Raw genomic sequence first — 7221 nt, forward strand, 5'->3', positions numbered from 1 at the left:
ACTCTCTACTTGTATAAATAAACGAATGATTAATAACAGCATAACCACTATAATCGCTATTATTGTATGTGGATATCTAAACAGTATACTAATAACACTTCCAATTAACATCATGATGAATCCGTTCTGCTTCATCACTTCTGCACTATACCTGTTACCCGCATCCCATAATTCCTTATTTTTCATAGATCGTTTCGTACGATAACCATATGCCGCATTAATATCGGTCGGTGGATTTTTTTGAAGAATAATTGCCGCAAGTACAAAAATAATACCAATCAATATGCTTATTCCTATGTTTACTAGTGCATCAATCAATTATATCCCCCTAACTTACACTTTCATTATACGACATAACCCTTATTTTCCTAATTTATAACACATTCACTTTCTTTCTTTTGATGTCTGGAACATACTTGGAAGTGTTACAAAACGTGCCCCTTTCGTTTTTAACTGCGGAATGATTTTGTCTAGTGCATCTACAGATCCTTGTAAATGCCCACCTGGTGTTGAATGTTGGAGGATGACACTTCCAGGAAATGAATTCCCTAGCACATTATTTGTAATCGTATCAGCACTCACACCTTTCCAATCAACTGTATCAACACTCCACTGTACAATCATAAAATTTTGCTCTGTGGCCCATTTTAATTGATTTTCAAGTATTTCACCGTATGGCGGACGTATAAACTTCGGTGCATAACCAGCTAAACGATTTAATATTTCTTCCGTTTTTATAATTTGATTACGGTACTCATCCTCATTTACTTTCGCTAAGTTCGGATGACTATACGTATGATTACCAATTACATGCCCTTCATTTGCAATACGCTTTACTACGTTCGGAAATTTTTCTGCGTTTTCACCAAGTAAGAAAAAAGTAGCTTTTACATTATGTTGTTTTAACTTATCTAATATTTTTGGCGTGAATTCTAAATCTGGTCCATCATCAAATGTAAGAGCGACTTCCGCTTTATTATACGGTCCTGAAAATGCGTACGCATATTTTTCAACCCATGAAAATGGTGTCCACGATCCACGATCATCTGCTTTCATTTGTACTTCATAATTTTGAGGGATATATGCGTATGGCAATGAGTTTATATAGTCTCCATAATAAAATGAGTTATATGGCATATAAGCATACGAAACATCTCGTTCTAGTCCCCATTGATATGGAGCAAACATTTCTGGCGAATAAAAATAATACATGATAAAAAACCTCCCTAAATTTTCATATGTGATTCATCTGCACTTTGTTAGAGAAATTGTTATTCATAAACAAAAATAAGACTGTCCTTAATTAGGACAGTCTTACTGCTTTATATTATTAATAAATTGATGTACTATCTTTCGGCAAAGTTTTCACATGTTTTAAATAGTTCGTCACTTTATCATCATCTTCTTGCGGATATTGATATTCATACGTGTTAGCGACTTCGTTCGCCACTTCCCTAAATAAATCACTCATGACAAAGAATGACTCCCATATGTTTTCATATTCAGCATTAGAAAATGTCCTTTTAAATTGCTCCCACATATCTTCTTCAATATATTGCTCAAAATGCTTTCCAAACTTCCCTGTATTAACTGTAAAGTCTGTTTTCATACCAATATACCATTCTAGCATTACGATGAACATATCTCGCACTGGTCCTTCAAGCATTCCTTTTGCATAAGAAAGCTCTTCTCTCCATAGCCCTTTTGCCACATTCGTACTACACCACCAAAATTCATTACAGCAATCTAAAAACTCTTTTTCTGTAGGCTTTTTTATTAAGTAATCTTTATCGCTTGCTGGTGGGAATTCTTCCAGACAATTATCTTTATCAAGAAGCAGTTTACTTAAACTATTTTGTCCAACGAACTTTTTTATTAACTCAACTGGAACTAGCGTTAAATCAATCCGATTTCCATCTATGAACTGCATTAAATATGGAAACTTTCCGTCTTCATCTGGTGGAACTAACGACATTTCTTCTGGCATTTGTACAATCATTATTTCTCCAAATCTATGAATCCAATTATGATTAGACGTAAAAGATTGTATATCATTTACAACATAGATAATATCATAGTCTTGAAAACAATCTTTTTTCACATTTGGATTTACACGCGATCCATTCATGATGACAGCTCGAATTCTTTCATCCTCTTTTGCTATATTTATAATTACGTCTAGCATTTCTTTTTCAGTTCTCATCTATTTATAGCCTCCAATTTTTTAATATACAATATAGTGCTATGTATACTGGAGGTCCACGAGCTAATCTCGTTATACACGATACATGTTATAATTTTTGAAACTTCTTTTTCATCCTTTTCCCTCCTTACATCACTCTTTTACAACTACCATTCCTTTCAATTTACCAATGCTTTCTACCATTCACTTTTAATTATACCGAAAATTCTGTCTCGAATACAAAAAATAAAGAAGGGACATCTACCCCTTACAGAATAGATATCCCTTCTTTTAAAGTTAAATTTAATTCCTATGGATTAGTAGACCAAAGCCCAGCAGATTTAATAAATGTACGTTTATTTAATTTCAGCTGCGCTACGATAAATTCTGCAATATCTTCCGCTTGCATTACTTTATCAGGGTTTCCATCAGTTAATCCTAAATCTACAGCCATATCAGTTGCTACTGTACTTGGAGTTAAAGCTGTTACACGAATGTTATGTTTGCGAACTTCCATCGCTAACGATTCTGTTAAACCAAGGACACCAAATTTAGAAGCACTATATGCACTTGTTACAGGTGCACCTTTTTGTCCTGCTGTAGATGAAATGTTAATGATATCACCAGATTGTTGTTCAATCATGCTCGGTAAAGCTGCACGAGTTGCATAGTATACACCCATTAAGTTTACTTGAATGATTTTTTCCCAATCAGCAACGTCTAGTTCTAAAAACTTACCGAATTTAGAAATACCAGCGTTATTAATTAAAATATCAATAGATCCTAAACCATTTTTTAACGTTTCAATCGCAGTTGTTACTTCTTCGTATGAAGAAACATCTGCAGTTGCAATAACAGCTTTTACGCCTTCTGCTTCTACTTCTTTCGCTACAGCTTTTAAGTTTTCTTCTGAGCGAGCTAAAAGTCCTACATTTACGCCTTCTTTCGCTAATGCAATCGCTACAGCGCGACCAATCCCTCTACCTGCTCCTGTAATTAAAGCATTTTTACCTTGTAATAATTCTGCCAAGTATAACACTCCTTAATCATTTCAGTTATGTATTATATTAAAATTGTATCTATGTTTATGTAAAAAGGCAATGATGCACTTTCATGTGCGTAGGTTACTTGTAGGTAACTATAGAAAGTTTTTATTTATAAGTTTCATTTTTTTACCATTATTCATGTAAAATAAAAACAAATCCAGCATAGGGGAGTGTATGAGTATGAAAGCGAAGGAAAAGCTTATCAATATAATTGCAGTAACGGTAAATGCATTTTTAAAGAGAAATAGTGTTAGAAGGTTCTCCTTCTAACACTATTTCTCTTCATGATTTGGCATACGCACAATAAATTCAGTACCTTTCCCTTCCTCACTCTCAACTTTTATTTCCCCATGATGAAGGTCGAGTACTTTCTTTACAATAGCTAAACCTAAGCCACTTCCTCCATAGGCACGATTTCGTGAAGAATCCGCTTTATAAAAACGCTCAAAAATATGTTGTTTCTGTTCTTCTGATATACCAATTCCTGAATCACGGATACGCACTTCCACTACTGTCTCATGTTCCTTTAACTGAATAGTAATCGTACCACCGCTTGGAGTAAATTTAATACTATTATGAATTAAATTAATCCACACTTGACTCATACTTTCTTGGTCAGCAATAACATGTACTTTTTCTAAATCTAGTTCTAACTCAATTTCTTTTTCAGCCCAGAGTGGTTCACTATTTAACACAATTTGCTTTAATTGTTGATCTAATCGATAGCTCACTCTTTCTGGTATATATTCTTCTGATTCTAAAAGAGTTAGCTTTAGTAAATTTTGACTTAGTTTAGATAATCTCGTTGTTTCAGTTTCAATAATGGTAAGATAATGCTTTCTTTTTTCCTCAGAAAGATTATCGTCTTGTAGTGCTCTAGCAAATCCTTTTATAGAAGTTAATGGTGACTGTATTTCATGAGAAACATTTGATACAAACTCTTGTCTCATTTTCTCCATCGCATTCAGTTCATCTGTCATATCATTTATACTTTTTACGAGCACGCCAATTTCGCCATCATACTTTTCTTCATTTCGTATTTTTACGGAGAAGTCTCCTTTTGCAATTTTTTGTATCGGTTCAATAATAGTCCAAATCATTGCCTCTCGTTTTGGCCTCATTAATATTCCAATCACTGTCCAAATAAGAATAATAAATACAAAACCGACCATATCACTAATTAGAAAGGCAACAAACGGCGATACGTTTACGTCAAAAGCATTCAATATACTAGTTGCTACATAAAATGCGATAGACCAAATTATAGTAAGAAAAGAAAAGAGCGCTAATACCGCTCCAAATACTTTCAGCATCTTCAACTTACTCATTCGTTTTCTTTTTCTCATTTACTTACCTCTAAGCGATACCCTAATCCTCTTATTGTTTTAATACTAAATTTCGACTGCTCTTCTTGAAACTTCTCACGTAACCGATTAATATGAACGTCTAGTGTACGTTCATTCCCTTCAAAATCATATCCCCATATTTCTTCAATTAATTGCTCTCTCGAACAAGTTCTTCCCGATTTAGACCCTAAAGTAAAGAGCAGCTCAAATTCTTTTAACGGTAATGTAACCGTTTGTTCTCCAGATGTAACTTCGAATGTTTTACGATTTAATAATACATTTCCAACTTGAATCGATTGGGAAACTGTAATTTGGTAACGTTTCAATAATGCCTTTACTCTCACTACTAATTCTATAGGGTCAAATGGTTTTACAAGATAATCATCTGTCCCAAGGTGAAATCCTTTTACTTTTTGTGATGTTTCCCCTTTGGCAGTTAGCATCAGAACCGGGATATCATAGTATTTTCTTAATTCAAAACATACATCAAATCCATCCATATTTGGCATCATGATATCAAGAATAACCATATCGACTTTTACGTCATCCATTTTCTGAAGTGCATCTACTCCATCAATTGCCTCATATGTTTGAAAACCTTCTCGTTCTAAAAATACCGAAACGAGTTCTCTAATGTGTGGATCGTCATCTACTATTAAAATTTTAGGTATCAAAGGAACCATTTCCTTTCTACTTAGCATCTAATATATTGTTTAAAAATGAATCATCAGTTGAGTAAAATCCCACTGATGATTCATTTTATAATGCCCCCTCTTTAATTTTCAATTGCTGCGTTGCAAACTCACGATACATATCATGCGTCTGTAATAATTCATCATGCGTACCACTACCTGTAAGATTCCCTTTCTCAATAAAGACAATTTTATCTGCATCTACAACAGTAGAAAGTCTATGCGCAATCACTAACGTTGTTCTGCCTTTCATTAAGTTATTTAACGCTTTTTGAACGACAGACTCAGATTTACTATCTAAGCTTGAAGTCGCCTCATCTAACATAAGAATTTGCGGATTTCGAAGTAACGCTCGGGCAATAGCAATTCGCTGTCTTTGTCCCCCAGAAAGCTTCACACCACGTTCTCCAACTTCTGTTGCATAACCATTTGGTAAGTCATGAATAAATGCATCAACATATGCCATTGCTGCTACTTTTTCAATTTCTTCATCCGTTACTTCGCCCTCGACGCCATAACAAATATTATCACGAATTGTTCCATCAATTAACGGACTATCTTGTGATACGTAACCGATTTGACGTCGCCATGACTGTAATGAATAACTCGTAATTGATTCTTCCCCTAATTTAATGGCGCCACTAGTTGGCTCATAAAAACGTTCCAATAATGAGAATAACGTTGTTTTCCCACTACCACTTGGTCCTACAATCGCTGTCACTTTTCCGGATTCAATTGTGAAATCAATATTTTTCAAAACTTGCTCTTCTTCGTTATACTCAAAATGTACATTTTCAAGAACGATCGGTTGCTTAGCATTTGTCACTTTCACACCAGTTTCATGATCTTCTACTTCATATTCTAAAATCGTATTAATTCTTTCCGTTGCACCAATTGTCTTTTGGAATTGTGTAAAGAACATAGATAATTGACTCATTGGCATTACAATTTGAACTAAATACAAAATAAACGCTACAAGTTCACCGGTTGTTAATGCACCGCTAGAAACTCGCATCCCGCCATACCCTACGATAATAACAAGTAGTGCCATTAAAACAAACGACATAACTGGCGAAATTAATGCTTGCACTTTTCCTTCTTTCAAACCAAATTGTAATAACTTTTGTATACCTGTATTACCCGTTTCATATTCTCTCTTTTCTGTATTTGAAGATTTCACTAAACGAATTTCTGATAACACTTGCGTTAACACACTTGTAAAAGATGCAGTTTCATCTTGAAGCGCTTTTGAAATCTTATACATTTTTCGTCCAAGTGGAACTAAAATTAACACAGACAACGGAATAACCGTTAAAAGTAACGCAGTCATTTTCCAATCTAAAACAAATAATACAATTAACGATCCAACAATTGAAATACCACCTGTTAATAAGTTTGACAAATGCTCAGAAATTAACGTTTTCACAACACCTGTATCATTCGTCATACGGCTAATAGTATCACCTGTTCTATTTTGATCGTAATAAGATACCGGCAAGATAAGTACCTTTTTCCACAAACGTTCTCTTAGTCCCGCTACAATCTTCTGCCCAATATAATTTAGTAAATATATAGACAACCCTGCCGCAATAGTTTGCATTACAAAGAAAGCAACTAACCCAACAATTTGTCCTGCACTAATTGAAGAAAGCGAAAAATTATCTACTAATCCTTTTGTCAGCATAGGAATAAATAAACTCGCTCCCGTAGAAAGCAAACTCATTAACAACGCAAAAACTAAAATTCCTTTCGGAGGATTTGTATCTTGAATAAGGCGTAAAAACTGCCTCCAACTCCCTTTTTTCTTTATTTCATTTCTAACTTCCATTCCTGTTCATCTCCTCATGTTAAACAAAACTGTTCTTTCTAAAATTAGAATACGATACAAATGTAAACTGAATGTAAACACACTTTTTCTATTTTTACAAAATATACATAAAAACTCATCTTTACAA

The 7221-nt window shown here is 34.1% G+C and carries 7 protein-coding genes and 1 pseudogene; 1 reads left to right on the forward strand and 7 read right to left on the reverse strand.

The genetic code is table 11. The features are described from left to right. The 4 genes from ACQGS6_RS20035 to ACQGS6_RS20050 form a co-directional block, all read right to left on the reverse strand. Positions 1-315: SdpI family protein (locus ACQGS6_RS20035; protein WP_426965477.1), on the reverse strand; the 315-nt coding region annotated here is incomplete at its 3' end. Between the two features lie 69 nt (positions 316-384). Next, on the reverse strand, positions 385-1212 hold the full coding sequence (locus tag ACQGS6_RS20040) for a peptidoglycan-N-acetylglucosamine deacetylase (protein ID WP_000291200.1): 828 nt from the start codon (positions 1210-1212) through the stop codon (positions 385-387). 118 nt (positions 1213-1330) lie between these two features. After that, positions 1331-2203, reverse strand: coding sequence for an aminoglycoside 6-adenylyltransferase (locus ACQGS6_RS20045; protein ID WP_426965474.1), 873 nt, complete (start codon positions 2201-2203; stop codon positions 1331-1333). A gap of 289 nt (positions 2204-2492) precedes the next feature. Beyond that, positions 2493-3212 carry a 3-ketoacyl-ACP reductase gene (locus ACQGS6_RS20050; RefSeq protein ID WP_000818985.1) on the reverse strand — a complete coding sequence of 240 codons (720 nt, stop codon included), beginning with the start codon at positions 3210-3212 and terminating at the stop codon, positions 2493-2495. Positions 3213-3401: 189 nt separating this feature from the next. Between ACQGS6_RS20050 and ACQGS6_RS20055 the strand changes: the two are divergent. Further along, a pseudogene (locus ACQGS6_RS20055) lies at positions 3402-3476 on the forward strand (DUF3139 domain-containing protein); the annotation flags it as partial. Positions 3477-3500: 24 nt separating this feature from the next. Here the strand turns inward: ACQGS6_RS20055 and hitS are convergent. From hitS to ACQGS6_RS20070, 3 genes are all read right to left on the reverse strand, one after another. Further along, positions 3501-4574, reverse strand: a complete 1074-nt coding sequence (gene hitS, locus ACQGS6_RS20060) for an envelope stress sensor histidine kinase HitS (RefSeq protein ID WP_426965475.1) — start codon at positions 4572-4574, stop codon at positions 3501-3503. Then, on the reverse strand, positions 4571-5248 hold the full coding sequence (gene hitR, locus ACQGS6_RS20065; RefSeq protein ID WP_000612414.1) for an envelope stress response regulator transcription factor HitR: 678 nt from the start codon (positions 5246-5248) through the stop codon (positions 4571-4573). Before hitR ends, hitS begins: the two co-directional genes overlap by 4 nt. Positions 5249-5333: 85 nt before the next feature. Then, complete coding sequence (locus ACQGS6_RS20070) at positions 5334-7094, reverse strand: ABC transporter ATP-binding protein (protein WP_426965476.1); 1761 nt, start codon at positions 7092-7094, stop codon at positions 5334-5336. Positions 7095-7221 lie beyond the last annotated feature (127 nt).

Origin of the sequence: Bacillus sp. GMs2/2 (assembly GCF_050172095.1) — a bacterium.
Lineage (GTDB): Bacteria > Bacillota > Bacilli > Bacillales > Bacillaceae_G > Bacillus_A > Bacillus_A cereus.

Excerpts from the sequence above, each read along its gene's own strand:
- hitS (WP_426965475.1), bottom strand. The coding sequence starts at position 4,574 with ATGAGAAAAAGAAAACGAATGAGTAAGTTGAAGATGCTGAAAGTATTT.
- ACQGS6_RS20040 (WP_000291200.1), bottom strand. The coding sequence starts at position 1,212 with ATGTATTATTTTTATTCGCCAGAAATGTTTGCTCCATATCAATGGGGA.
- ACQGS6_RS20070 (WP_426965476.1), bottom strand. The coding sequence starts at position 7,094 with ATGGAAGTTAGAAATGAAATAAAGAAAAAAGGGAGTTGGAGGCAGTTT.
- ACQGS6_RS20045 (WP_426965474.1), bottom strand. The coding sequence starts at position 2,203 with ATGAGAACTGAAAAAGAAATGCTAGACGTAATTATAAATATAGCAAAA.